The organism is Paeniglutamicibacter kerguelensis (assembly GCF_017876535.1).
GTDB classification, from domain to species: Bacteria; Actinomycetota; Actinomycetes; order Actinomycetales; family Micrococcaceae; genus Paeniglutamicibacter; species Paeniglutamicibacter kerguelensis.
Genome location: NZ_JAGIOF010000004.1, coordinates 328,541 through 353,715, shown reverse-complemented (window position 1 = coordinate 353,715; position 25,175 = coordinate 328,541). Strand labels below are relative to the sequence as shown.

Here is a 25,175-nt window from a genome sequence, read left to right as displayed (position 1 = left end):
TAGACCCGCAAATTTAGTTGCGCAATAGAATTTGCGCAACTAAATTTGTGGAATCGGTACACTGGTGGCATGGATCCAAAGGAACGGAATTCCACCGAAGAAACAACCATCACCATGACCTCCTCGATGCTTAAGGCCATGGCGAATCCGCTGCGCCGCCGCATTGTCTCGACGCTCTCGGCGATGGACTCCGCACGCGCCACCGATTTGGCCGAACGACTGGATATCCCGGCCAATTCCCTGAGTTTCCACCTCCGGGTGCTGGCCTCGGCAGGGATCGTCGAAGAGGCTCCGGAGCTGGCGCGCGACCGGCGAGATCGAGTCTGGCGAGCGGTGCGGGGGCGATTCAGCGTTGGAAGCCCGGAGGCACCCAGCGCGGCCGATGATGCCCTCGTATTGAAGTCGTATGTGGGGCAGCAGGGCCAGGAGCTGGTGCGCCAACTTCAAGCGGTCTTGGACTGGGGCAATGCGTATGCAACCGGGAGTGAGCCGGATATGCGGGGAGTACTTGACCTTTCAAACCTGATGCTCAATGCCGATGAGGTGAAGGTCCTTGAGAACCGGATCATGGACGTCGTTGGAGAAATCAAGCGGGAAAGCCTGCGAAACTCCGCCGATGGGAGCGACCGCAGGTTGTGGCACCTCACCACCATGATGGCCCGCGAGGATCTTCCGGGGCTTACCGGGGCATAAAAAACCCTCGGGTGTTCACCACAAACGGTGAACACCCGAGGGCAAAGCCAAACGGCCTAGGCCAGAAGCTGGCGCTTGGAGGAAATGACGCCGGTGTTGAATCCGGCCAGGCGCAGGCCGCCGTGGAAGCGGGCGTGCTCGATCTTCACGCAGCGGTCCATGACCACGTCCAGGCCGTTGGCCTCGGCCTTGGCCGCGACTTCCTCGTGCCAGGAACCGAGCTGCAGCCACAGGGTCTTCGCGCCGACGGCGATCGACTCGTCAAGCACACCGGGCAGGTCGTCGTGCTTGCGGAAGACCTCGACCATGTCCGGGGTCTCCGGCAGGTCGGCGAGCGACTTGTAGACGGGCTGGCCCAGGATCTCGTCGAGCACCGGGTTCACGAAATAGACCTTGTACTTGGAGCTCGACAGCAGGTAGGTCGCGACGAAGTAGGAGGCGCGCGAGGGCTTGTTGGAAGCTCCGACGATCGCAATCGACTTCGTGTTCCGCAGGATGTCCAGGCGTTCGGCGGCGTTCGGGCCGACCCAGGTGCGGATATCGGTGGCGGTCATTACTTGGCTCCCGTCGTGGCTGCGGCGCGTGCTGCTTCGATGGAGCATGCGGCCCCGTCGTAGACTTCCTCGGCCGGTGCGTTCAGCACCTGCTGCGAGGCGGTCAAGGCCTGGTCCAGGTCCCAGAGGATGTCTTCGAGGTCCTCGAGTCCCACGGAGAAACGGATCAGGTCCTCCGGTACACCCGCCGCGACCAGCTGGTCAGCGGTGAGCTGCTGGTGGGTGGTGGAGGCCGGGTGCAGCACCAGGGTGCGCACATCGCCGATGTTGGCCAGGTGGCTGGCAAGCTGCAGCGCTTCGATGAAGGCAGTGCCCGCGGCGCGGCCGCCGTTGATGCCGAAGCTGAAGACCGAGCCGACACCCAGCGGCAGCAGTTCCTTGGCGCGCTCGTGGTGCGGGTGGGACGGCAGGCCGGCGTAGTTCACGTAGGAAATGCGCGGGTCGTTTTCCAGCCATTCGGCCACGGCCTTGGCGTTGGAAAGGTGCGAATCCATGCGCTGCGGCAGTGTCTCGACGCCCTGCAGGAGCTGGAACGCGGACTGCGCCGGAAGCGCCGGTCCGATGTCACGCAACTGTTCGCTGCGCAGCTTGGTCAGGAAGCCGTACTCGCCGAAGTTGTCCCACCAGGAGACGTTGCCGTAGGACGCGACGGGTTCGGTCATCGACGGGAACCTGCCGTTGCCCCAGTTGAAGGTGCCGGCTTCCACGACGACGCCGCCGAGGGTGGTGCCGTGCCCGCCGAGGAACTTGGTGGCCGAGTGGATCACGATGTCGGCGCCGTGCTCGATGGGGCGCAGCAGGTACGGGGGAGTCAGCGTGGAGTCCACGACCAGCGGCAGGCCGGCGGCGTGGGCGACCTCGGCCAGGCCCTTGAGGTCGGCGATGTCGCCCGAGGGGTTGGCCACGACCTCGGTGTAGACGGCCTTGGTGTTCTCGCGGATGGCCGCGGCGAATTCGGCCGGATCGGTGGAGTCGACGAACGTCGTCTCGACACCGAAGCGGCGCAGGGTCACGTCGAGCTGGGTGATGGTTCCGCCGTAGAGCTTGGAGGACGCAACAATGTGGTCGCCCGCGCCGGCCAGAGCCGCGAAGGTGATGAACTCGGCTGCCATGCCGGAGCCGGTGGCGACGGCGCCGATGCCGCCCTCGAGCGAGGCGATGCGTTCCTCGAAGGCCGCAACGGTCGGGTTGCCGATGCGCGAGTAGATGTTGCCGTACTTCTGCAGGGCAAAGAGGTTCGCGGCATCGTCGGAGTCCTTGAAGACAAATGACGTGGTCTGGTAGATCGGCACGGCACGGGAACCGTGCTCGGCATCCGGGGTGCCGCCGGCATGCAGTGCGCGCGTGCGGAATCCAAATTGATGTTCGGCCATGAGGGTGGCTGACTCCTTGCGTATGTGGCAACGGCCATCCGGGGTGCGGACGGCCCCCGCCTGTGGGGCTTGGGGTGGTGCTTCTCCCGGGTCAATGCGGCGCTGGGCGCCCCGGGACGGGGCCCGCATGGGGTCCCCTCAGGGGTTCAGCACCGAAGATTGCTTACGCGCTCTCCATCGTTTCTGGCGGTAGCACCTTGTCCACCGGAGTGTGGAAGGTTGCTGCGGCGTCATGGAACCAGATCTCTCGGCCGCTCGGGATGGGGTTTTGCTCCATTGTGGCAAGAAATCGCCCGACAGCCAAAGAATGTGAGCTTAGGTTGCGTATGTTGAGACGAAAATCGAAGAATCTGCACCGCCTCCATGGCCGGGATTTTGCCGGGCTAGGCTTGTGGGCATGAGTGCAACGTTGGTTTTGGTCCGTCACGGGGAAACAGCCTGGAATGCCGAAGGCCGTCTTCAGGGCCAAACGGACATTCCGTTGAACGATGCGGGGCGCGAACAGGCCCATGCTGCCGGCCAGGAATTGGACGGCTCGTGTTGGGATGTCCTTGCGTCGTCGACGCTTGGCCGCGCAGTTGAAACCGCGGAACTCATCGGGCAAAACCTGGGCCTGGCCCTGACCGAAAAAATGGACGGGCTCCGGGAGCGCCACTACGGAAACGCCGAGGGCCGCGTGGTCTACGACCTGCCGCGCGAGGAAATCGACATCTTGCTGCGCTCGGCCGAGCCCGAGGAAGCCGTGGCCGCACGCGGCATCCGGGCACTCTGCGAGCTGCTGGAGCGTCACGAGGGCAAGCGCATCGTCGTGGTGGCCCATGGAACCCTGATCAGGCTGACCCTCGACGCACTGGTTCCGGGACGCAAGACACCCATCATGCGCAACGGGCAGATGCTCGAGGTCGACACCGCCTTGCTGCGGCGCCATGCCGCCGCCCCCACGCACTAGCGCAACCTCCACGCCCGGCCGCACGATGGTGGGATGAGCGAAACCTTCTTTGGGGACCCCGGGTTCTATGCACGCCGGGCCAAGGCCTATGACGCCATGCTTGGTTCCCCGACCTACAACAGGGTCTTCTGGGGGACCCGCCCCGACCAATACGCTGCCTTCGCCGCGCGGGCCCTCGGTGCGGGCGATGGCCCGCTGCTCGAGGTGGCGGTGGGGACGGCCAGGGCCACGGCGCTTTTGCATGTTGCCGGCCGGCGCTCCACGACGCTGGTGGACCTGAGCGCGCCGATGCTTGAGGTGGCCCGCGAGTCAATTCGCCGGGCCGCCGGCGGGGAGGTGCCCGGGCGCATCACCCTTGAGTGCCGGGACATGCTTTCCCCTGTCGACGGGCGGCGCTACGAAACCATTTTGGGTTTGGGCCTGCTGCACCTGGTCCCGGACGTGGGAGCTGTGATTTCCGGATTGGGCAGCCAGCTCCAGGACCACGGGTCGCTGCATCTGGCCTCGCTCATCCGCGGTTCGGCCCGGTCCAACGCCTACCTGAAGCTGCTCAAGGCCCACGGCGACATCGCCGGCATCCGCACGGCCGTCGACCTCTACGATCTGGCGGTTGAGGCAAACGTAGGCAACGTCTCCGTGAGCCATGAAGGTGCCATGGCCTATGTGACCATTTCGCGCTAGGAGTGATCTTGCCTGAATTCCGCGGCCATGCGCTTCGTCTCGACCTCAAAACGGGTCAGCAGGCGCAGTAGGTCGTCGCGATCCCCGGCCGACCATTCGCCGACCAAATCGGAAGCCAGGGAATTTCCCGAACGCACCAACGCGGCGGCAATCTCCGTGCCGGCAACGGTCAGGGCAATCCGTGACGCCCTGGAATCCTTGGGATCCGCCAGTTTTTCCACCAGACCAGCATCCTGCAGGCGCCCGGCGATCTTGGAGATATTTGACGCCCCGGTGACCATGCGGGTGGCCAGCACAGATGGGCGCTGCGGCCCGTGGGAACCTAGGATGGTCACGGCGACAAGCGAGGCGGGATCCAGGCGGATACCCTCCCGGGCGGCGACGGCCGTCATGAAATCGGGAGATGTCCACTGGGACATGATGCTTTGCAGCATGTTGATGAGCGCGGAATTTTCTGAGGCGTTTTCCATGGACCTAGGCCTCGGTCCCGCCATCGACAGGCAATACGACACCGGTGATGAAACTTGCCTGGTCCGAAAGCAAGAATGCGGTCGCGTTGGCTATTTCCTCGGGCTGGCCCAGACGCTTCAACGGGATCTCTGCGGCGTAACCCGCCTTGGCTTCGTCCGGGAGCGAGGCCAGAGCGGCGGTTTCGATCGCGCCTGGAGCGACGGCGTTGACACGGATGCCCAGGGCGGCGTTTTCCTTGGCAACGCTACGGGTCAGTGAAACGACCCCGTGCTTGGCGGCGCCGTAGGGTGTGAGCTGCGGGGTGGCGCTGATCCCGGCCAGCGAGGCGATGTTCACGATCGACCCGCTGCCCTGGGCGGTGAAATGCGCAACCTGGGACTGCAAGGCCAGAAAGGTGCCGCGCAGTGTCACGTTAATGACGCGATCCCATTCGGCCACGGCGACGTCCTGGACCGGCTTGGGCATAGCCCCGACGCCCGCATTGTTGACGGCCAGGTCCAGCCGGCCGAACGATTCCAGGGCGAAGGGGACAAGGGATCCGACCTCGGACACGTCGGCGACGTTGGCATGTTTGTACGCCGCGCGTCCGCCTGCGGCCTCGATGAGCGCAACGGTTTCCGCGCCGGCCTCGTCGTTGACGTCCGAGACGATGATAGCGGCACCGTCTGCCGCGAGGCGCAGGGCGATAGCCCTGCCGATTCCGGCACCTGCCGCCGTCACCAGGGCAACTTGGTCTTCAAAAAGCATGGGCAGTTCTCCTTGTGCTCACTATACTGTCGTAAGGACAGTATATGCCTATGGGCTGCCCGGCAGGAGAAAGGTTGGCTGGATTCCCTGCGGTCCCAGCCAACCTTGTCCCAGCCAACCCCGCGCGCTAGGCCTCGCAGATTTCCTTGATCTGCGCGATGCACGGTTCGTTTTGCAGGCTGGTGGTGTCACCCAGCGCGCTTCCCTCGAAGAGCTGGGTGAGCAGGCGGCGCATGATCTTGCCCGAGCGGGTCTTGGGCACATCGGGCACAAAGACGATGTCGCGCGGCTTGGCGATCGGGCTGATCTGCACGGCGACGTGGTGGCGGAGCTCGGCAAGCAGGGCCTGCTGCCGGGCCAGCGCCTCGTAGGGCAACGAGGTTCCCACGATGCTCTTGTCGAAGGGCACCACGAAGGCGGTGGCCGCGTGCCCGGTTTTCGCGTCGACCGTGGGGCACACCCCCGCCTCCACCACGGCCGGGTGGGTGACAAGCGCGGACTCGATCTCGATGGTGGAAAGCCGGTGCCCGGAAATGTTGATCACGTCGTCGGTGCGCCCCAGGATCCAGATGTCCCCGTCGTCGTCGAAGCGTGCGCCGTCCCCGGCCAGGAACCAGCCCTGCTCGGCGTACTTTTCCCAGTAGGAAGTGTAGTAGCGCTCCGGGTTGCCCCACACGGTGCGGGCCATCGACGGGCCGGTCTTGGTCAGCACGATGAAGCCCTGCACGTTCTTTTCCACGCGCCGCGCCTCGTCGTCGACGATGTCGACCGAAACCCCGGGCAGCGCGCGGGTGCCGCAACCGGGCTTGAACGCAGTGTCGTCCTGGCGCGGGGAAAGGATCGTCGAGCCGGTTTCCGACTGCCACCAGGTGTCGACCATCGGGATGCCGGCGGGGGTGTCGCGGCCGACCTGGCTGCGCAGCCAGCGCCAGGCCTCCGGGTTCACGGCCTCGCCGACGGTTCCGGCCAAGCGGATGGAGGAGAGGTCGTAGTCTGCCGGGACGCCGTCCGGGAACCAGCCCATCAGCGAGCGCACCAGCGTGGGCGCCGTGTAGTAGCTGGTGACCCCGTAGCGCTCGATGATCTCGAAATGACGCCCGGGATGCGGTGCGTTGGGGACACCCTCGTAGATTACCTGGGTGGCGCCGTTGGACAGCGGCCCGTAGATCTCATAGGTGTGCGCGGTGACCCAGGCCAGGTCGGCGGTGCACCAGTGGACGTCGGCGTCGCGCTGCGCCGGGTCCGGGTGGGAGAAGAGGAACTCGTGGCTCCAGGACGCCTGGGTCAGGTAGCCCCCGGTGGTGTGGACCAGGCCCTTGGGCTGTCCGGTGGTGCCGGAGGTGTACATGATGAACAGCGGGGTTTCCGCGTCGAAGGCCTCGGGGGAGTGCTCGGTGCTCGCCGTGTCGACGGTCTCGTGCCACCACACGTCCCGACCCTCCGTCCAGGCGATCCCGGACCCGGTGCGGCGCAGCACCAGCACGTGCTCGATGCTGTCCACCCCGGACACCGCGGCGTCTGCATTGCCCTTCACGGGCACCGCCTTGCCGCGGCGGAACTGCCCGTCGGTGGTGACCAGCAGCTTGGCGCCGGTGTCCTCAACCCGGAACCGCAACGCCTCGGAGGAGAAACCGCCGAAGACCAGCGAGTGCACGGCGCCGATGCGGGCGCAGGCCAGGGTGATGACGACGGTCTCGACGAGGACCGGCAGGTAGATGACCACGCGGTCGCCCTTGCCGATGCCCAGCGCAACCAGGGCGTTGGCCGCCTGCGAGACCCGGTCCTGCAGGTCCTTGTAGGTGATCGTCGCGGTGTCGCCCGGCTCGCCCTCGAAATGCAGGGCAACCTTGTCCCCTCGCCCGGCCTCGACGTGGCGGTCCACGCAGTTGTAGGCCGCGTTGAGCTTGCCGCCGTCGAACCACCGGAGTTTGGGGCCGCGCCGGGCGTCCCGGTCAACACCGGTGTTGCTGTGGATGGTGTGCCATTCCTCGGCCCAGTTCAGGCGCCGGGCTGCGGTGTCCCAGAAGGCCAGGCGCTCGTCCTCGGTCCACTCGTTTTCGTTGAGCAGATCGGGATTGAGCAGGCCGGGGGTTGCGGGGGAAAGCGTTACAGTCATTTTCTTCTCCACTGATTCTGGCTGTAGCACCGGTCCCCGCGGGGTGGTTGCTGCGGCGTCACAGAGCCAGGTCTCTCGGCCGCTCGTAATGGGTGGATGGTTTCTTGCAGGAACCGGCCGCTGCCTAGGCTGCGTGCTCGGGCGTACGTTCGGCCGGCGAAGGCTCCGCGGCCGTGTCCGGTTCGGTGGTGTCCGGGGCCGTTTCGCGGGATTCGGTGCCGAAGAACACCGCCATGGCGGAGCACAGGACGACGATGAACAGGGCCATGGCAATCAGTCCGTAGCCCGCCAGCCATCCTGCACTGAGCGTCAAGAATGCAAGCGCCACAAGTGCGCCAAGGCCGAACTTGACCGCCCTGCGAAGCCGCACCGGGTCGGTGCTCATGCGCCAACGCGCGGTCGCCAGGGTGACCAGGACCAGGGTCGTCACGTTCACGAGCATGCCGACCCATACCGGGTGGGTGCCGAGGAAGAACGACGTGGCGGACCAACCCGCCAGCTGGTTCCACACGATGCCCGCGCCGAAGCCGGCGACCATCGAGGAGTACACCGCGGCGCGGGTCGCCAGCGGCCAGAAGAAGACGGCAAGGACCGGGGCGAGGGTTGCACCGTTGCGCAGCGTCCAGGCGAGGATGTTCCACCAGGCGGACTGCTCGGTGCGCAGGATACTGAAGGTGATCATCAGCGCAGTCAACCCCACCAGCGACCACTGGGTGTATCGGACCAATTGCGCCTCGGTCGCCTTGGGGTTGATGGCGCTACCGACATCGCGGCCCAGGGACGTGGAGCCAGAGAACTGGCACGGACCGGCCCAGCCCATGGCGCATGCCCAGACGCCCAGGAAGAAGACTCCGACCAGCGGGGCCGGCAGGACCTGCTCGATGTAGTGCGGGATCGCGACCAGGGCCAGCTTCTGCGAGGGGACCACGATCGCCGCCGAAGTGCCGATGAGGGCGCCAATGATGATGAACGGAATGCCGAATGCGGCCGCCGTGTAGAGGCCCTTCTGCCCGTCCGCTGGGGTACGGCAGGACATGGTCATCTGGAATGCCGCCTGTGCCAGCGGGACGTTGACGATGAAGGTGCCGAACCAGGCGACGATGAGCGAGATCCCGGCATTTCCCGGGTCAAACATCTGAGGGTTCGATTCGGCGAAGTCCTGCAGTCCGGAGAGCCCCGGCTTCGCCAGGATCGCGTAGGCGCCCACCGCCAGCATGCCGACGAAAACGATGCAGTTCATGGTCTGGTTGAAGGCAACGGATCGCATGCCTCCGCTCCAGAGGAAGGTCAGGAGCAGCAGGGCGGTGACGATGACGGCCAGGTGCAGGCTCAGCCCGGTGAAGGCGGTCAGTGCCGAGGCAAATGCGATCGTCGTGGCCACCGACCACATGGGGAACGTGAATGCTGTGATGACGCCAGCGATGCCCTTGGCAAGGCGCCCGAACCGGTCGCCGATGATTCCGGTGACCGTCACGACCAGCTTCTCGCGCAGCGGCTTGACCAGCAGCAGGGCGATGAGCAGGATCTGTACGGTTTCCGCCACGCCGTACCAGAGTGCAGAAATGCCGGTGCGGTAGCTCAGCTCCATGATGGCGATGTAGGAGGAACCGGAGAAGAGCCCGGTGATGCAGAAGGCAACCGTCCACGGGCTGAAGGTGCGACCGCCGACAAAGAAGCCGCTGGTTTTGCCCACGGCGCTGCGCCGTTGGGACAGCCGTCCCCCAACGATCAGCAGGACCGTATAGGACAAGGCGAGTCCGACGGTCCAGTATCCTGCGGCGCTCATGCGGAGGCTCCTTCAAGTGGCTTGGCGGTGGACGTGCGCGGGGTGTACCCCAAGGCAATGTTGCCGGCGTTGTCGGCGGCGTCAGGGGAAACCTGGCTTGAGAAGACCCAGTTGATGTCGAGGTCGACTCCGGCCGCCTGCACCAGGTTGATGGCCGGGCAGCGGCGGTGGACCTGGGCCGACCACTCTTGTTGAGTGTTCGCATCGTCCAGCGCCGTTTCGACGTGGATCTCCAGTCGGTAGGAGTGGAAGAACGGGGAAACGTCGGCGGTGCCGGCGAATCCGCGGGTGTCTTGGGTGGCGATCGAGTAGGTTTCCAGGGCGGTGAATTCAATGCCCAGTTCCTTGGCGACCTGCTCGACGACCACGCTCACGCAGCCGTTGACCGCGCCGGCAACGAATTCCATGGGGGTCGGCGCGGTGTCGGTGCCGCCGACGCGAACGGGCTCGTCGATGTCGAACGAGAACTCGCGGATGTCGATGGCGGTGCGCATCTGTCCTTGCCAGGATCCCTTGGCGCGGATTCGTTTGTCATGCGTCCCGTTGTTTTCGGGCGCGGTTGGGACAGCAGGGATTGAAGTCATGATCTCTCCATCGGTCCTGGCGGTAGCACCGGCCTCAAGGAGGTGGTTGCTGCGGCGTCATGGAGCCAGATCTCTCAGCCGCTCGGGATGGTTACTGATTCAATGAAAGACGATCGGACGACACATGGCCAAACCGGACGTAACGTGACGGAACGTTCGAAGTAACCTGACAAGTGAGAGGCTGCATCGAATAATCTGCATCAATTGTCCGGTTCTCGCGCAATGCAGAAGGGCGCCCGCGCGAAAGCGTGGGCGCCCTTCTGCATTTGAGCAACTGCGGAGTTATCTACTTGTTTGAGGCCTTGGGTGCTCCCATGCCCGGGTCGATCTGGTGCGGCCCGCTCGCCGACGGCCGGACGTCGAAGTTGAACATTGCCGTGGGCAGGTAGACCGTCGAGCAGGAGTTCGGGATGTCAACGACGCCCGAGAGCCGGCCCTCGATCGGGGCCGCGCCCAGAAGCAGGTAGGCCTGCTCGCGGGAGTACCCGAACTTCGTCAGGTAGTCGATCGCGTGGAGGCACGCGCGCTGGTAGGACAGGTGCGAATCCAGGTAGCGCTGCTCCCCGTCGAGGGTGACCGAGGTACCGGAGAACGCGATCCATTCGCTGAACTGCGGATCGACGCGGCCCGGCATGAAGATGGCATTCTCCGATACGCCGTACGTGTCCATGCCGCCGCGGATGATGTCCACCCGCAGGTCGATGAAGCCGCCCATTTCGATCGCGCCACAGAACGTGATTTCGCCGTCGCCCTGGGAGAAGTGCAGATCGCCCAGGGACAGGTTCGCGCCGTCAACGAACACCGGATAGAAGATCCGCGAACCCTTGGAAAGATTCTTGATGTCCTGGTTTCCGCCGTTTTCACGCGGCGGTGCGGTGCGGGCCGCTTCGGAGCCAACCCGGCCCCATTCGCTGGCCGGAACTCCGCCGAGCACGGCGTGCTCGGCCTCCGGCGGAAGTGCCAGCGGCGGGACTCGGTGGGGATCGGTGGCGATGAGATCGCCCTCCCGCTTGTTCCACTTGGCCAAAAGCGCCGCCGACGGGGCGGTGCCCATCAGGCCCGGGTGGATGAGGCCTTCGAAGGATACTTCCGGAACGTGCCGAGAGGTCGCGACCTGTCCCGTGAAGTCCCAAATTGCCTTGTAGGCGTCGGGGAACTGGTCCGTCAGGAAGCCGCCGCCGTTGTTCTTGGAGAAGATGCCGGTGTAGCCCCACCCTTGGCCGGCCAGCGGTCCGCTGTCCTCCTGTGGAATGGGTCCCACGTCAAGGATGTCGACAATCAAGAGGTCGCCCGGCTTGGCCCCCTCCACGGCGAACGGGCCGGACAGCTTGTGCACGGTCAACAGCGGTGCATCGAGAATGTCCTGGGCGGAGTCATCGTTTTTGATGGCCCCGTCAAACCACTCGCGGCAATCGACGCGGAACACGTCGCCGGCCTTGACGGTGGCCACCGGGGGAATTTCCGGGTGCCAACGGTTGTGGCCGAGTTTTTCCTGATCCTCGAACTTCTTGGTCGAATCGAGCGGAAATATCACTTCTGGCATGGTGCTTCTCCTTAAACGATGTCGTACTTGGGCGGGGGATCCGGCATCCGGTCAGGGGCGCGGAAGCTTTTGGTGCAGGGGATTGTGGGTGTAACGGGTTGCCTGTTTTGTCGCCCCTGTGCGGCCCGTGACCACTTCCGGTTCGTGCGCGCTGCGTTTCGTCGAATCAATGAGTTTGAATTCGGCGGTGTTGGCGATTGAAAGGCGGGGCGAACTCATCTGGCGCCGTGCCTGTTGCCGGCACTCGGGACACGTCGTGGAATCCGGCACCGTTGTCATGGGGAATGCGGATTCAAATACTGTTCCTTCGGGGCAACGGAAGTCGTACAGCGGCATGAAAAGTCCTCTCGATGGGTACCGGAACTAGTGGCCTGCGGAGGTTGCAGGCGCGACCGAACTGTTGGTGCCGTCAGGCATCTTGCGGCGGGATAGTGCGTAGGAGGCCAGGATTGCCAGAACGCCGATCACGGCAAGGCCCACGGCTTCGCCCGGCCCGGTGGTGTAATTCCCGGTCAGCAATAGCAAGGCCGGAATGGTGCCGGTGATATGCGCGACGATAATCGTGAACCAGCCGGTAAAGTCGTTCAGCGAATCCTTTCCCAGGGCCAGAAGCAAGAAGAAAAGGGTCCACAAGATGGCCCAAATAAACCAGATCACTCCGAACAAAGGATCCTCGACCTGGATGAATTGCAAGACTCCAAAGACAACGGCAACGAAGGCGACAAACAGAGAAAACCAGCCCAGCCCCTCGCCGGGAAGGCCAAAGACCTGGTTGAGCCCGACGTATAGATAGGTGAAGCCGAAGAGATACAGGCCCGAGGCTCCGAGGATGACGGCCGGGTCGCCGTTGGCCTGCGACAGGATGATTGTGGGGAAAACGACCTGCATGGCCCCCACGAAGAAGTTCATGACTGCGGCCGATTTGCCGGGGATCTTTCCCAGCAGCATGAGTCCGTTAATGAAGAGAACTGCACCAACGTAGAGCAAGCCAACACTACCCATCGGGTGTCCTTTCGGCGTGGATGAAAAGTGGAGGATCAGGAGGGGAGCAGGGTGAAATACAGCTTGGTGACCTGCTCGTTTCGCTCAGGCTATCTGTGAACCCGGGGTGATTCAAGGGGGCGCGTTGAATCACTGTTCATGCTCGCGAAAACTCTGGCCATCGGTGCGGGCAGCACGGTGGGCTGCGGTGATTAAACAGGGGCTGTTGATGGAAACCCGGCAACAGGTCGTTGGTGGCTTTACCGTCGAGTACGCGAAGGGAACCAAAGCCAGAAGGGGGTGATGCTTTACTACCTGTGCGCGTCGACCGGATCGTCCCGGGCCAACGCCCGCCGACGCCTGGCCGCCGAAGTGCGGAAGCCGGGACGTGCCGCTCCGGTGTCCATTTCCAAGCGGCGGCCCCGAAAATACGGGCCCTCCGCCATCACGCTGCTGGGCCGGATCTGGACGTTCCGCGGGGAACCCTGCGGCAAATACCTGGCACCCATCATGGCCGAGGAACTCGAGCGGCTGGAGCGCTTCGGGGAACTCGGGACGCAGTCCGAGTTGTTCACCGACGAGGTCCGTCGCGATCTGCTGTTCATGTCAGCGGCGAGCATTGACCGGTATCTGAAGCCGCTGCGCGAGCCCCGGTACCCCTCGGTACTGTCCTCCACCCGGCCCGGGGCGCTGCTGCGTTCGGAGATCCCGGTGCGCTGGTCGGGCAAGCCCATGGAGCAGGAACCGGAGTTCTCCGAAATCGACACCGTCGCCCACTGCGGACACAGCCTCAAGGGCGAGTTCCTGTATTCAACCACTCTCACCGATGTGTTCACCGGGTGGACCGTCAACACGTACGTGAAGAACCGCGCGCACCGCAATATCGTGACCGGGATCGACCTGCTGGCCCGGTCGCTGCCCTACCCGATCCGCGGATTGGATGTACAACGGCAGCGAATTCATCATCCGCGAACTGAAAAACTCCTGCGACGAACGCCGGGTCACGTTCACCCGTTCGCGCTCCGGGAACAAGAGCGACGACGCCCACGTGGAGCAGAAGACCTGGTCCCGGGTCCGTGAGCAGGTCGGCTACCTCCGCTATGACATACCGGCCGAATCGGAACTGCTCAACGAGGTCTGGGAACTGGATCGGATCTTCGCCGCCTACCTGCTGCCCCAGCAGAAACTGGTCGAGAAGACGCTCGCCGGCGCGAAGGCCACCCAAGTCCATGACAAACCGGCCACACCGCACAAGTGCGAGATCAGTCATCCCAGGGTGAAGAAGATGCCGGCGATCCGCATGAATGCCACCTTCAAGAGGATCCGGGTCATGGCGCTCTCACGCCAGATCATGGTCCTGACCGGCCGACTGGAAACCCTGTCCGCGGCCAATGGTGGCACCGCAACCAATCACCTCACCCAGACCCGATCATGAAGCAGTCATTTTCCGGAAGTTTTCCTCTGAGGCAACGTATTGATCTTCCCGGAGGTTTTTACATGAAGCAACAATGAGCCCAGGGGTCGATCAAAGTACAAATGTGACGCCATTCATTTGCGCAGTGCTACGCAACCTTGTAGAAATATGAACAACAACCATCCAGAGCGGCCGAGAGATCTGGCTCAATGACGCCGCAGCAACCCCTCCCCTTAATTGGGCGGTAGGTGCTCACGCCAGAGTCGATGGAGAACCAATCATGGTCGCTGAGTCACACCTGCACACCTTCGATGTTGATACTGACCCAAATATTTTTGGGCCCGTTTCACTGGAAGCCCTCGCAAGCAATGCGCCGGCTCGACACCTGCTCAAGCTGACGCCGGGTGTTCCGCGAAGCGGGCACTACGATGAGCTGGCCGCGGTTTTCCGACCGGTGTTTGCCCGGATTGCGGAAGGCGCCAGCGAGCGCGATGCCACTCGGACGCTCCCTTTCGAGCAGGTCGGTTGGCTCAACCGCGAGCGTTTCGGTGCCCTGCGGATTCCGGTCAGCGAGGGCGGCTATGGCGCAAGCCTGAGCGACCTTTTCCGCCTGCTCATCGAACTTGCCGAGGCGGATTCGCAAGTGGCGCACCTATGGCGTGCACACATCGCTTTCGTCGAATCGGCGCTCATGCTGCAGGACGCCGCCGTGCGCAGCCGCTGGACCGAAAGAATCGCCGCGGGCCAGATCGTCGGCAACGCCTACACCGAACGCGGCGGAAACACCTTGGGCTCGCTCAACACCACGCTGGAGCAGCGCGGGGAACGATGGTTCGTGACCGGTGAAAAATACTATTGCACCGGCACCATCTATGCGGACTGGGTTGCAGTGGCAGCCTCCCACCCGAATCTTGCCGGCCGCCAGATTGCCCTGGTTTCCACGCAGCGCTCCGGCGTCAAGATCTACGACGACTGGGACGGGTTCGGCCAACAGCTCACCGGGACGGGCTCCACGACATTCCAGGATGTTCCGGTCGACACATTGTTGCCGGAGGAACAGCAAATCAACGACCCGGAATCCGCGATCTTCCAGCTGGTGCTGCTTGCCGTGCAGGCCGGAATCACGCGTGCGGCGCTGAACGACGTGCGATCGGCGGTGCAGGCGCGGACCCGAACGTTCAGCACCGGAACGGGTGTCCCGATCCGAAACGAACCGCAGGTCCTGCAGCTGGTCGGCGAAATTTCGGCTGCCGCCTTCGCCACGGATTCCATTGTCTTGGCCGCCGTCGCGGAAATTGAAATCGCCCTCGGCGATGATTCGCTCAGCCCGGCCGAGCGCTTCGCGGTGTGCGAACTGGCCGCTGATCGAGCGCAAACGATCGTCCAGCCGATGGCGCTCGCGGCAGCGACCAAACTCTTTGACGGACTTGGGGCCTCGGCAACGGCCAAGGGCTGCAACATGGACCGTCATTGGCGAAACGCACGCACGGTTGCCACCCACAATCCCGCAATCTACAAGGCACGCATCGTTGGCGACTACGAGGTCAACGGAACCGCTCCCAAGCGCCTCAACGCCGTCGGCGACCTCGGCTCAACCACCGGAACAGCCGGCTACTAAGGCCTTTCTGTTTCGACAACCTTCCTTGAATTGGATCGCTTTGGCGACCCGCGATTCCCCCTACCCCTGCAAAGGAACATCATGAGCACGACTTCCGCACAACGCCAGATCCGTTTCAATGCCTTCGACATGAACTGCGTCGGTCACCAATCTCCCGGGCTGTGGAAGCACCCGAAGGACCAGTCCGCACGCTACAAGGACCTGTCCTACTGGACCGATCTTGCCAAGACCCTGGAAAAGGGAAAGTTCGACGGCATCTTCATCGCCGATGTGCTGGGCACCTACGATGTCTTCGGCGGTTCCAACGAGGTGCCGTTGCGTGCCGGAACCCAGGTTCCCGTCAACGATCCAATGATGCTCGTCTCCGCCATGGCCGCCGTGACCGAACACCTGGGATTCGGCGTCACCGCCGGCACCGCCTACGAGCACCCGTACCCGTTTGCCCGTCGCCTGGCCACGCTTGACCACCTCACCAAGGGACGCGTCGGCTGGAACGTCGTCACCGGATACCTGCCCTCCGCGGCACGGAACATGGGCCAGGAAGACCAGCTGGAACACGACGAGCGTTACAACCACGCCGATGAATACATGGAAGTCATCTACAAGCTTCTTGAGGGTTCGTGGGAAGAGGACGCGGTGGTGCGCGACGTCGAACGCGGCATCTTCACCGACCCGACCAAGGTCCATGAGATCAAGCACGAGGGCAAGTACTTCAAGGTCCCCGGCATCGCGATCACCGAGCCGAGCCCGCAGCGCACACCCGTGGTGTTCCAAGCCGGCGCCTCTCCGCGTGGCCTGAAGTTCGCCTCGGAAAACGCTGAGGCAGTCTTCGTGACCTCGCCGACCAAGGAAATCCTCAAGGAAACCGTCACCAAGATCCGCGATGCCGCAGAGGCCGCGGGCCGTGGCCGCTACGACGTGCGCATCTACGCCATGCAGACCATCGTCACCGGCCCCGACAGCGCCAGCGCCGAAGCGAAGTTCGAGGACTACAAGTCCTACGCCGACATAGACGGCGCCCTGGCGCTGATTTCCGGCTGGATGGGTGTCGACCTGTCCACGTACGGTCCCGACGACGTCATCGGCGACAACGTGAAATCAAACGCCATCCAGTCCTCCGTTGCAACGTTCCAGAAGGCCAGCGGCGATGACGGCAACCCCTGGACGATTCGCCAGCTTGCCGAATGGGTGGGCGTCGGCGGCTTCGGCCCGATCACCGTTGGTTCCGGGGCCGAGGTGGCGGAAAAGCTCATCGACTGGGTCGCGGAAACCGACGTCGACGGCTTCAACCTCGCCTATGCCATCACTCCCGGCACGTTCGAGGACGTCGTTGAGTTCGTTGTTCCGGAGCTCCAGGCCCGCGGCGCATACCAGAGCGAATATGTCGAGGGCACGCTGCGCAACAAGCTCTTCGGCAAGGGCGACCGCGTCCAGGAATCGCACAAGGCCGCCAACTACCGGCTCTCCGCCGCAAAGGTCGGCTAGCGGGCACTGCCCCACTGGTTGCCCAGCGCCCGAAGTCCAGCGCAACCAACTGCGTTTCCGACGGGGATCCCAGCCATGCCGGGATCCCCGTCCCGCCAAGTCAAGCGGGATCTTTCAAGGCCCGGACTCGAACCGGGGCACCCGTTACGGGGCCAGGCTGACGACCAGGTTGATGGTGGTGGCCAGGATTCCCGTGCCAAACACAAACGCCAGCAGGCTGTGGCGCAGCGCTGCCGATCGCATCACACGTGAGGTGATGTTTGTGTCCGACACCTGATAAGTCATGCCCATGCTGAACGCCATGTAGGCAAAATCGGTGTATTGCGGCGGTTCCTTCTGGTTGAAGTCGATGCCACCGGGCGCTCCGTCGTAGTAAATCACCGCATAGCGCAGCGTAAACAACGTGTGCACGAGCAGCCACGACATCCCCGTGCAGGTCAAGGCCAGCAGTGCCAGCAGGAACCGTGCATTTCCATCGGCGTTCTTGCTGCCCAACATCACCAGGACGACGGCGGCCAGCGACCCCAGTGCCGCCAAGAGGATCAGAAGGTCCGAGGTGCTGCGGCCGGGGTCCTCTTCCTGGGCATGGGCGGCCGTGCGGACATGATCCATCGGGGTGATGCTCGACCACACCCAGAGGTTGTAGATCAGCGCGGCGAGGCCCCAACCCACTGCCGGCGCATACACCCAGGCGCCAAGAAGCCCTGTCAGCGCGGCTGCGAAACCACCGCCGACAACCATGCCGATGATGCGCAACCGGCGGTGCCGAGTGCGTTCTGAGCGTGCGATCTTCATGTGGCGATCATGCCACGGCCCGCCATCGCGGCGCGGGATGATCAATCGAAACGTTGCATCATGTCAGCGGGCACTTCGCGCTCGAGATCTGGCGAAGCGAGGTTTTCGGCGGATTATCAACATGACGCTGCTATGAAGCAAGCCGATATGAAATTCGCGCGTCACAATCGGTCTTGTGACATTTCTTGAAGAAAAAACGGGCTAAAGACGGAGCTTTTCGAGCGTTTGTTTCATGAGGTGGTCATATTTGTTGGTGCTGTCGAAGAATCTGCGACACACTTGAGTTGTTCCGTCCCGGTGAAATGCCTGGAACGGTACGACACCATCCAGAGCGGCTGAGAGACCTGGCTCGTTGACGCCGCAGCAACCACCCCTATGCGTAGGGGCCGGTGCTACCGCCAGGACCGATGGAGATAGCCAACTCTGTTCCGGTCCACTGGTCGACCCCTAGCGGGAGGCCGGCCGATCGGTCGTGCTGTTGGCGTCCCTCGGGTAAACCGAGAGGAGTTGGACATGATCAACATCAAAGACGTGTCCACAGTTTTCCCGTCAGCGGATAATCCCTTTGTTGCCGTGGACAACGTTTCGCTGGAGATCCCGCGAGGCTCAATCCAAGGAATCATTGGTTTTTCCGGCGCAGGCAAGTCGACCCTGCTGCGCAACATCAACCTGCTTGAGCGACCAACCAGCGGGCAAATCATCGTCGACGGCACGGACCTTACCGCGCTGAACGATGAAGAACTGCGTCGGGCGCGCCACCACATCGGCATGATCTTTCAGCACTTCAACCTCTTGAACAACCGCAATGCCGTTGAGAATGTCGAACTCAGCCTCAAGTTTGCCGGTGTCCCCAAAAAGGACCGCCGGCGCCGGGCACTGGAAGCCCTAGCGATCGTGGACCTGGCGGACAAGACAACTGCTTACCCCGGCCAGCTCTCCGGCGGCCAAAAGCAGCGCGTTGCGATTGCCCGCGCACTGGCCACAGAGCCGAAGGTGCTTCTGTGCGACGAACCGACTTCCGCCGTTGACCCGCGGACCACTGCCTCGGTCCTCCAGTACCTTTCCGACATCAACGCCCAATTGGGTATCACCACGGTCATCGTGACGCACGAAATGAATGTCGTAAAGGCCATTGCGGACAACGTCGCGGTCATGGAGGACGGGGCGGTTGTCGAGCAATTCGACATTGCCTCACTGAAGAACCCGGCGTTCACCCCCGCCACCGCAATCGGCCGATACCTGATCTCAGATGAAATTTCGCTGGATCGAAAGCCAACCACGGCCCCGGCACCCGCGTCGGCTGCAACCGAATCCTTGAAGGAGGAGTCTTATGTCTAATCTTGCATTTGGCATCAACGTCCTGGCGTCCTCCACCAACGGAAGCGGAGCCGCGGCCTTTGACCTCAACCGCATCATCGAATTGTGGCCCGAAATCGCCTTGGCCATCGGCCAGACCCTGGCCATGCTCCTGGTGTCGATTCCGATCGCGATCCTCATTGGAACCCCACTGGGCATCTGGCTCTACTCGATGTCGCCGAACGGCCTGCGCCCGCGCCCGCGCATCCACCGGATCGTTGACGGGCTCGTGAACACCATGCGTTCGTTCCCGTTCCTGATCCTGCTGATTGCCATCATTCCGTTCACGCGATTCGTTGTGGGAACAACCATCGGCACGGCCGCGGTGATCGTCCCGCTGACGATCAACGCCATCCCGTACTTCGCCCGATTCGTTGAGCAGAACCTGACCCAGCTGGGCAGTGGCGTGGTCGAAGCCGCCCGCGCCATGGGTGCCACCCGCGGACAAATTGTCAGGGATGTGCTGCTGGTCGAAGGGCGCCCGGCACTCATCGGCTCGATCACCATCATGACGGTGAGCTTCATCAGCTACTCGGCCATGGCCGGGTTGGTCGGTGGCGGCGGAATCGGCGACTTCGCCATCCGTTACGGCTATTACAGGTATGAAACGGGCATGATGATCGTCGCCATCGTCCTGATGATCCTGATGGTCCAACTGGTCCAGATCTCCGGCACCAGGCTCGCCGCACGCCTGGACAAGCGCCACTAACCCCACCCACCCCGGATACACCCTCTGGAGCCCCCTCATGAGCAATTCCAAACGTCCGCGCCTGCTGTTGAGCGCATTCCTGATGAACACCACCAGCCACATCCTTGGTGGGCAATGGCGTCATCCCGAGGCCCAGCAGCACCGCTTCAACGAGCTCAAGCTCTGGACCGAGCTGGCCAAGGAGCTTGAGGCCGCACGCTTCGACACGATCTTCCTTGCCGACGTCGTCGGACTCTACGGCGACCACGACGGGGGATGGGCATCGCACATCAAGCGCGGCCTGCAGGTTCCGTCCAACGACCCTCTGGTCCTTGCCTCGGCGCTCGCCGCGGTGACCGACGAAATCGGGTTGGCGTTCACCTCCTCGGTGATCCAGTCCGACCCGTTCCAGCTGGCACGCCAGCTCTCCACGCTCGACCACTTGAGCAACGGGCGCGTGGCCTGGAACATCGTCACCAGCGTGCTGGAAAATTCGCACCGCAACTTCGGCGCCGACGGGCTGACCGCGCACGCCGACCGCTATGACTGGGCCGAGGAATACGTCGAGGCCGCCTTCAAGCTCTGGGAAGGTTCCTGGGAAGATGGTGCCCTGCTTGCCGACAAGATCCGCGGCATCCATGCCGATCCGGCGCTGGTGAACAAGATCTACCACCGCGGGGAACGCTACTCGATCGACGGCCCGCACCTGTCCTCGCCAAGCCCGCAACGCACACCGTTCCTCTTCCAAGCCGGAAGCTCCCCGCGGGGCAAGGCCTTTGCCGCCGCCAACGCCGAAGCCACCTTCCTGTTTGCGCCGAACCCGGAAAACGTTCGCAAGAACTCGGGGATCATCCGGCAGCTGGCGGTCGACGCCGGCCGTGAAGCCGGCGACGTGAAGATCTTTGCCGGGCTTTCCTTTGTGGTGGGCAGCACCGAGGCCGAGGTCGCCCGCAAGCAGGCCGAGTACGACGAGTACCTCGACCTGGATGCCGTGGTCGCACACATCGGCGGCGGGCTGGGCATCGACCTGGGCGGGGTTCCACTGGACACCCCGCTGGGCGACGTCGACACCGAGGGCGGCAAGGGAGTCCTCGATGCGATTCGGGCCTCGGTTCCGGGTGGCAATCCGACCATCGGAGACCTGGCCCGTTACCGCGCCAAGGCGATGCAGATCGCCGGAACCCCGGAACAGATCGTTGACCAGCTTGAAATCTGGCAGGATGCCGGAACGGACGGCATCAACATCATCAACCAGATCCTTCCGGGCTCTTACACCGACTTCATCCAGGGTGTGATTCCGGAGCTGCGGGCCCGCGGGCTGGCGCAGAGCGAGTACGCCCCGGGGACGCTGCGCGAAAAGGTGTTCGGCCGTTCGGCAACCCTGGAACCCTCGCACCCCGCAGCCGCATTCCGTGGGGCGTTCGCCGAGCATTCGGCCGCCAACGAAAACCACTCAGCCATCTCCACGCTTTCCTGAAAGACAGAACCATGACGCTGATTCAAGACATCCCCTCGACGGTTGCCTCCGATTACGCGAGCCTGCACGAGCACTTCGCCGAAATCTTCGCACGCATTGCGGAGGGTTCCCGCGAACGCGATTTCGCACGGATCCTCCCTTTCGAACAGGTTGCCTGGCTCAACGAGGCTGGGTTCAGCGCCCTGCGCGTGCCGGTGGAGTTTGGCGGGGCGGGCGTCAGCGTCGAGACCTTCACCCGGTTGCTCATCGACTTGGCGGCAGCGGATTCCAACGTCGCCCACCTGTACCGCTCCCACTTCGGGTTCATCGAGTCCCTCCAGTGGCAGGAAGAACCGGTCGCCCGGCGCTGGTACGAGCTTGCGGCCGCGGGAAAGACCGTCGGAAACGCCTCGACCGAACGCGGGGGCAACGCTCTGGGGAGGCTGAACACCGTCCTGGCCAGGAACGGTGAGGACTGGGTGCTCAACGGCGAAAAGTACTACACCACCGGCACCATCTTCTCCGATTACACCCGTGTTTCGGCCGGGCTGGCCGGTGAAGACGGACGCTTCTTTGCCGTGGTGGACACCAAGGCCGCGGGAGTGAACATCGTCGATGACTGGGACGGCTTCGGGCAGCGGTTGACCGGCACCGGGACCACCACATTCGAGAGCGTGCGGGTCCCCAACGAAGACATCTTTGACCGCATCGCCGGCGGGGCCGAGGCCACCCACGAAGCGGCATTCTTCCAGCTGGTGCTGCTCTCCGTGCTGGCCGGCATCGCTCGGGCCGCGCGCGATGACGCGGCGCAGTCCGTGGCCAAGCGTGCGCGCACCTTCAACACGGGTTCGGGCCTGCCGTTCCGCGAGGATCCGTTGATCCAGGAGACCGTCGGCCGGATCGCGACCAAGGCATTTTCCGCCGAGGCAATTGTCCTGGCCGCCGCCCGCTCGCTGGATGGCGCATTGGAGAAGAGCCTGGCGCAGGAGGTTGACGTTGACGGAAACAGGGCGACAACCCTTGAGGGTCACCTCGCCGAACTTGCCGTCGAGCAGGCCCAGGTCGCCGTCCCCGAACTGGCCATTTCCGCGGCGCAGCAACTCTTTGAGACCGGTGGCGCCTCGGCGACCAGCACCTCCAAGGGCCTGGACCGGCACTGGCGCAATGCTCAGACCGTGGCCACCCACAACCCGATTTCATTCCGTGCGCGTTCAATCGGCGACTACTTCATCAATGGCACCCTGCCCGAGGGATTGAACGCCATCGGGGATGCCACGGCAAAGGCCACGGCCAACTAGTAGCCCGACATCCGTCCGGTCGGACGGCTGCCCAAATACAACACATCACGCAGGGTGCCTTGGTACTTCGCGCCCATTTTCAGGAGATAAACATGCAACGCCGCAAATTCATTGCCGGAGTCGTCAGTCTGGCCGCCATCGTCTCTTTGACGGCCTGCGGCCTGATCGGGGGCGCCGCCGGCGCCGCGGACGACAAGACCATCAAACTGATCGTCACCGAATCCGCACCCACCCAGGAACCGACAAAGATCGCCCAGAAGATCCTCGAGGGGCAGGGCTGGAAGGTAGACGTCAAGTACGTCACCGACATCGTGCAGCCGAACTTCGCCGTGGCCAACGGCGAGTTCGATGCCAACTACTTCCAGCACGCCGCATACCTCGAGCAGTTCACCACCGACAAGGACCTGGACGTGGAAACGGCGTTCTACATGTACGGGTCGCCGGCGGGTGTTTACTCGGCCAAGTACAAGGACATCAACGACTTGCCGGATGGCGCAAAGATCGCGATTCCCGTGGATCCCTCCAACAACGGCCGAGCCCTGGCGTTGCTGCAGACTGCCGGACTGCTCAAGCTCACCGAGGGCAAGAGCCTGATCCACCTTTCGCAGGCCGACATCATCGAGAACCCAAAGAACTTCAGCTTCGTCGAGGTCGACCAGCAGTCGCTGTCCAAGACCCTGCCGGATGTTGACGCAGGCTTCCTGTTCGTTCGTCTCGGTGCCGAAATCGGGTTGAAGCCATCCGACGCGTTGCTCTTCGAAAAGGACGAGGACGCGCTGCCGTTCATCAACCTCGTTGCCGCCAAGCCAGGCTTTGCCGAGACTGAGAAGGGCAAGGCCCTTGAGGCCGCCTACCACTCGGACGAGGTCAAGGAATGGTTCAAGGGATACCTTGACGGTGCCTTGCCCACGCCGTGGGACCGCGACCCGGCAGCCGACCTCAAGGCTTGGAACATCTAAGAGATCCACCGCAGCAACAACACTCATTTTCGCGGGGCAGGAAACGGCCCCGTCTAGCTAGGGAGCACGAAGCATGGAACGTCGTACCTTTATCAGGGGATCGCTGGGTCTCGGTACCCTGGCCGGGCTGGCAGCACTGACCGGTTGCGGTCTGACCGGCCAGGCAACCGCCAGCGGAAATGACAAGACCATCAAGTTGATCGTCACGGAGTCGGCCCCCTACCAGGAGCCGACAAAGCTTGCGCAGAAGGCCCTGGAAGCCGACGGCTGGAAGGTCGAGGTCAAGTACGTCACCGACATCGTGCAGCCAAACTTTGCCGTTGCGAATGGCGAGTTCGACGCCAACTACTTCCAGCATGCGTCTTACCTTGCGCAGTTCACCAAGGACAAGAACCTTGCCGTTGAGCCGGCGTTCTACATGTACGGTTCCCCGGGTGGCATCTATTCGCAGAAGCACAAGTCGATCGACGGTTTGCCGACAGGTGCCAAGATCGCGATTCCGGTCGACCCGTCCAACAACGGACGGGCCCTCGCGATGCTGGCCAAGGCCGGGGTGATTAAGGTCGCCGAAGGTAAGAGCGTCATTCACCTGTCGCAAAACGACATCCTCGAGAACCCCAAGAAGGTCACCTTCGTGGAGGTCGACCAGCAGTCGCTGTCAAAGACGCTTCCGGACGTCGACGCCGGATTCCTCTTTGTACGTCTGGGCGCCGAGTTGGGTCTCACTCCCGAGGACGCACTGCTCTTCGAGGACAACGCCGATGCGTTGCCATTCATCTGCTTGGTTGCTGCCAAGCCTGGCTTTGCCGAAACCGAGAAAGGGAAGGCCCTGGAGAAGGCGTACCATTCGGATGAGGTTCGCAACTGGTTCAAGAACTACATCGGGGGCGTCTTGCCCACTCCATGGGACCGTGATCCTGCCGCCGACCGCAAGGTCTGGGATAGCTAAGCCCTGTTGCCCCCGAAAGTGACCCTCAGCAGTCCGAGTCGAGTCTCGCACTCGCCTCGGACTGCTGTTTAAGCTGCCAGGCGGTTTTTGCGCCTAGGCCCGGATGGCAGTTGTAATGTATCTCGTATGAGCAGCATCGGCAGTCCACGGCATGAGAATGATCCCGAAGTAATCCGTCGGCTGTTGACCACGCCCGCACGCTGGGCCGTTGTCGGGTTGAGTAACAATCCGTTGCGGGTGGCGCCGCGCGTTGCACATTTCCTGCAAACACGTTTGGGCATGGAAATCATCCCGGTTTCACTGCGTGGCGACAGCGTTTTAGGGGAGCCCGGGTACAAGACCCTGGGGGAGATCCCGGGACACGTTGATGTGGTTGATTGCTTCGTGAACTCCCAGAAGGTCGGGGCCGTTGTCGACCAGGCCATTGCCATCGGTGCATCGGCGGTCTGGCTGCAGTTGGGTGTCATCGACGAGGAAGCACTGGCCAGAGCCAAGTCGGCCGGCCTGGACGTCGTCATGGACACCTGCCCCATCATCGAATATGAATACCTTTGAGTGCACTGTTTTAGCGCGACTCCTCAAAGTAATGCAATGTAAGGTATTTGGATTTTCCGGCTATGCTGTCAGCTGCACATGAAACATTGATTGGGTGCTGGGGACCAAATGAATACTGGGGGAC

At 63.2% G+C, this 25,175-nt stretch carries 25 protein-coding genes and 5 riboswitches; of the genes, 14 read left to right on the top strand and 11 right to left on the bottom strand.

Annotated features, from left to right (window positions below; translation table 11 throughout):
- Positions 1-69 precede the first annotated feature (69 nt).
- Positions 70-693 (top strand): ArsR/SmtB family transcription factor, encoded by a 624-nt coding sequence (locus JOF47_RS20945; RefSeq protein ID WP_210002556.1) that lies wholly within the window; start codon positions 70-72, stop codon positions 691-693.
- A 56-nt stretch (positions 694-749) separates the two neighbouring features.
- Here JOF47_RS20945 and JOF47_RS20940 read toward each other — a convergent pair whose 3' ends face one another.
- A complete protein-coding gene (locus JOF47_RS20940) occupies positions 750-1,247 on the bottom strand; it encodes a CoA-binding protein (protein ID WP_210002554.1) in 498 nt (165 codons plus the stop codon).
- On the bottom strand, positions 1,247-2,620 hold the full coding sequence (locus JOF47_RS20935; protein WP_210002553.1) for an O-acetylhomoserine aminocarboxypropyltransferase/cysteine synthase family protein: 1,374 nt from the start codon (positions 2,618-2,620) through the stop codon (positions 1,247-1,249). Before JOF47_RS20935 ends, JOF47_RS20940 begins: the two co-directional genes overlap by 1 nt.
- A gap of 171 nt (positions 2,621-2,791) precedes the next feature.
- A riboswitch (SAM riboswitch) is annotated at positions 2,792-2,887 on the bottom strand.
- Positions 2,888-3,017: 130 nt separating this feature from the next.
- Here JOF47_RS20935 and JOF47_RS20930 point away from each other — a divergent pair.
- Complete coding sequence (locus JOF47_RS20930) at positions 3,018-3,569, top strand: histidine phosphatase family protein (RefSeq protein ID WP_210002550.1); 552 nt, start codon at positions 3,018-3,020, stop codon at positions 3,567-3,569.
- A gap of 33 nt (positions 3,570-3,602) precedes the next feature.
- Positions 3,603-4,250, top strand: coding sequence for a class I SAM-dependent methyltransferase (locus JOF47_RS20925; protein ID WP_210002549.1), 648 nt, complete (start codon positions 3,603-3,605; stop codon positions 4,248-4,250).
- On the opposite strand, the gene JOF47_RS20920 is transcribed toward JOF47_RS20925, so the two are convergent.
- From JOF47_RS20920 to JOF47_RS20885, 8 genes are all read right to left on the bottom strand, one after another.
- Positions 4,247-4,720, bottom strand: coding sequence for a MarR family winged helix-turn-helix transcriptional regulator (locus JOF47_RS20920; protein WP_210002547.1), 474 nt, complete (start codon positions 4,718-4,720; stop codon positions 4,247-4,249). The two genes, JOF47_RS20925 and JOF47_RS20920, sit on opposite strands and share 4 nt — an antisense overlap.
- Before the next feature lie 4 nt (positions 4,721-4,724).
- Positions 4,725-5,468 (bottom strand): SDR family NAD(P)-dependent oxidoreductase, encoded by a 744-nt coding sequence (locus JOF47_RS20915; protein WP_210002544.1) that lies wholly within the window; start codon positions 5,466-5,468, stop codon positions 4,725-4,727.
- Positions 5,469-5,595: 127 nt separating this feature from the next.
- On the bottom strand, positions 5,596-7,584 hold the full coding sequence (acs, locus tag JOF47_RS20910; protein ID WP_210002542.1) for an acetate--CoA ligase: 1,989 nt from the start codon (positions 7,582-7,584) through the stop codon (positions 5,596-5,598).
- A riboswitch (SAM riboswitch) is annotated at positions 7,578-7,679 on the bottom strand. Its footprint overlaps the gene before it by 7 nt.
- Before the next feature lie 29 nt (positions 7,680-7,708).
- Complete coding sequence (locus JOF47_RS20905) at positions 7,709-9,370, bottom strand: sodium:solute symporter family protein (RefSeq protein WP_210002540.1); 1,662 nt, start codon at positions 9,368-9,370, stop codon at positions 7,709-7,711.
- Positions 9,367-9,954 (bottom strand): OsmC family protein, encoded by a 588-nt coding sequence (locus tag JOF47_RS20900; protein ID WP_210002538.1) that lies wholly within the window; start codon positions 9,952-9,954, stop codon positions 9,367-9,369. Before JOF47_RS20900 ends, JOF47_RS20905 begins: the two co-directional genes overlap by 4 nt.
- 4 nt (positions 9,955-9,958) lie before the next feature.
- Positions 9,959-10,048: riboswitch (SAM riboswitch) on the bottom strand.
- Positions 10,049-10,240: 192 nt separating this feature from the next.
- Positions 10,241-11,497 carry a formamidase gene (gene fmdA / locus JOF47_RS20895; protein ID WP_210002536.1) on the bottom strand — a complete coding sequence of 419 codons (1,257 nt, stop codon included), beginning with the start codon at positions 11,495-11,497 and terminating at the stop codon, positions 10,241-10,243.
- A gap of 51 nt (positions 11,498-11,548) precedes the next feature.
- Positions 11,549-11,833 (bottom strand): FmdB family zinc ribbon protein, encoded by a 285-nt coding sequence (locus JOF47_RS20890; protein ID WP_210002534.1) that lies wholly within the window; start codon positions 11,831-11,833, stop codon positions 11,549-11,551.
- A 27-nt stretch (positions 11,834-11,860) separates the two neighbouring features.
- Positions 11,861-12,499 (bottom strand): AmiS/UreI family transporter, encoded by a 639-nt coding sequence (locus tag JOF47_RS20885; protein WP_210002533.1) that lies wholly within the window; start codon positions 12,497-12,499, stop codon positions 11,861-11,863.
- A 282-nt stretch (positions 12,500-12,781) separates the two neighbouring features.
- Here JOF47_RS20885 and JOF47_RS20880 point away from each other — a divergent pair, with 282 nt between their 5' ends.
- The 4 genes from JOF47_RS20880 (at position 12,782) to JOF47_RS20865 (ending at position 16,995) form a co-directional block, all read left to right on the top strand.
- Positions 12,782-13,558: a hypothetical protein gene (locus JOF47_RS20880; RefSeq protein ID WP_210002531.1), complete on the top strand. Its 777-nt coding sequence runs from the start codon at positions 12,782-12,784 to the stop codon at positions 13,556-13,558.
- A complete protein-coding gene (locus tag JOF47_RS20875) occupies positions 13,527-13,913 on the top strand; it encodes a hypothetical protein (RefSeq protein ID WP_210002529.1) in 387 nt (128 codons plus the stop codon). Before JOF47_RS20880 ends, JOF47_RS20875 begins: the two co-directional genes overlap by 32 nt.
- Positions 13,914-14,068: 155 nt before the next feature.
- A riboswitch (SAM riboswitch) is annotated at positions 14,069-14,165 on the top strand.
- Between the two features lie 7 nt (positions 14,166-14,172).
- The gene (locus JOF47_RS20870; protein ID WP_210002527.1) at positions 14,173-15,510 is read left to right on the top strand and encodes an acyl-CoA dehydrogenase family protein; all 1,338 of its coding nucleotides are present in this window, start codon (positions 14,173-14,175) and stop codon (positions 15,508-15,510) included.
- A gap of 81 nt (positions 15,511-15,591) precedes the next feature.
- Positions 15,592-16,995, top strand: a complete 1,404-nt coding sequence (locus JOF47_RS20865; protein ID WP_210002524.1) for an LLM class flavin-dependent oxidoreductase — start codon at positions 15,592-15,594, stop codon at positions 16,993-16,995.
- Between the two features lie 144 nt (positions 16,996-17,139).
- Here the strand turns inward: JOF47_RS20865 and JOF47_RS20860 are convergent, their stop codons facing one another.
- Positions 17,140-17,790, bottom strand: a complete 651-nt coding sequence (locus tag JOF47_RS20860) for a DUF1345 domain-containing protein (RefSeq protein ID WP_210002522.1) — start codon at positions 17,788-17,790, stop codon at positions 17,140-17,142.
- 319 nt (positions 17,791-18,109) lie between these two features.
- Positions 18,110-18,204: riboswitch (SAM riboswitch) on the top strand.
- A gap of 99 nt (positions 18,205-18,303) precedes the next feature.
- Between JOF47_RS20860 and JOF47_RS20855 the strand changes: the two genes are divergently transcribed.
- The 7 genes from JOF47_RS20855 to JOF47_RS20825 all read left to right on the top strand — a co-directional run bounded on the left by JOF47_RS20855 (position 18,304) and on the right by JOF47_RS20825 (position 25,051).
- Complete coding sequence (locus JOF47_RS20855; RefSeq protein WP_210002520.1) at positions 18,304-19,128, top strand: methionine ABC transporter ATP-binding protein; 825 nt, start codon at positions 18,304-18,306, stop codon at positions 19,126-19,128.
- Positions 19,121-19,855: a methionine ABC transporter permease gene (locus JOF47_RS20850; protein WP_210002518.1), complete on the top strand. Its 735-nt coding sequence runs from the start codon at positions 19,121-19,123 to the stop codon at positions 19,853-19,855. Before JOF47_RS20855 ends, JOF47_RS20850 begins: the two co-directional genes overlap by 8 nt.
- 37 nt (positions 19,856-19,892) lie before the next feature.
- Entirely contained in the window at positions 19,893-21,311 is a 1,419-nt protein-coding gene (locus tag JOF47_RS20845) for an NtaA/DmoA family FMN-dependent monooxygenase (RefSeq protein WP_210002516.1), read from the top strand.
- A gap of 11 nt (positions 21,312-21,322) precedes the next feature.
- Positions 21,323-22,588, top strand: coding sequence for an acyl-CoA dehydrogenase family protein (locus tag JOF47_RS20840; RefSeq protein WP_210002514.1), 1,266 nt, complete (start codon positions 21,323-21,325; stop codon positions 22,586-22,588).
- Between the two features lie 92 nt (positions 22,589-22,680).
- Positions 22,681-23,547: a MetQ/NlpA family ABC transporter substrate-binding protein gene (locus tag JOF47_RS20835; protein ID WP_210002512.1), complete on the top strand. Its 867-nt coding sequence runs from the start codon at positions 22,681-22,683 to the stop codon at positions 23,545-23,547.
- 73 nt (positions 23,548-23,620) lie between these two features.
- Positions 23,621-24,496 carry a MetQ/NlpA family ABC transporter substrate-binding protein gene (locus JOF47_RS20830; protein ID WP_210002510.1) on the top strand — a complete coding sequence of 292 codons (876 nt, stop codon included), beginning with the start codon at positions 23,621-23,623 and terminating at the stop codon, positions 24,494-24,496.
- Between the two features lie 126 nt (positions 24,497-24,622).
- Positions 24,623-25,051 (top strand): CoA-binding protein, encoded by a 429-nt coding sequence (locus JOF47_RS20825; RefSeq protein ID WP_210002507.1) that lies wholly within the window; start codon positions 24,623-24,625, stop codon positions 25,049-25,051.
- Positions 25,052-25,175 lie beyond the last annotated feature (124 nt).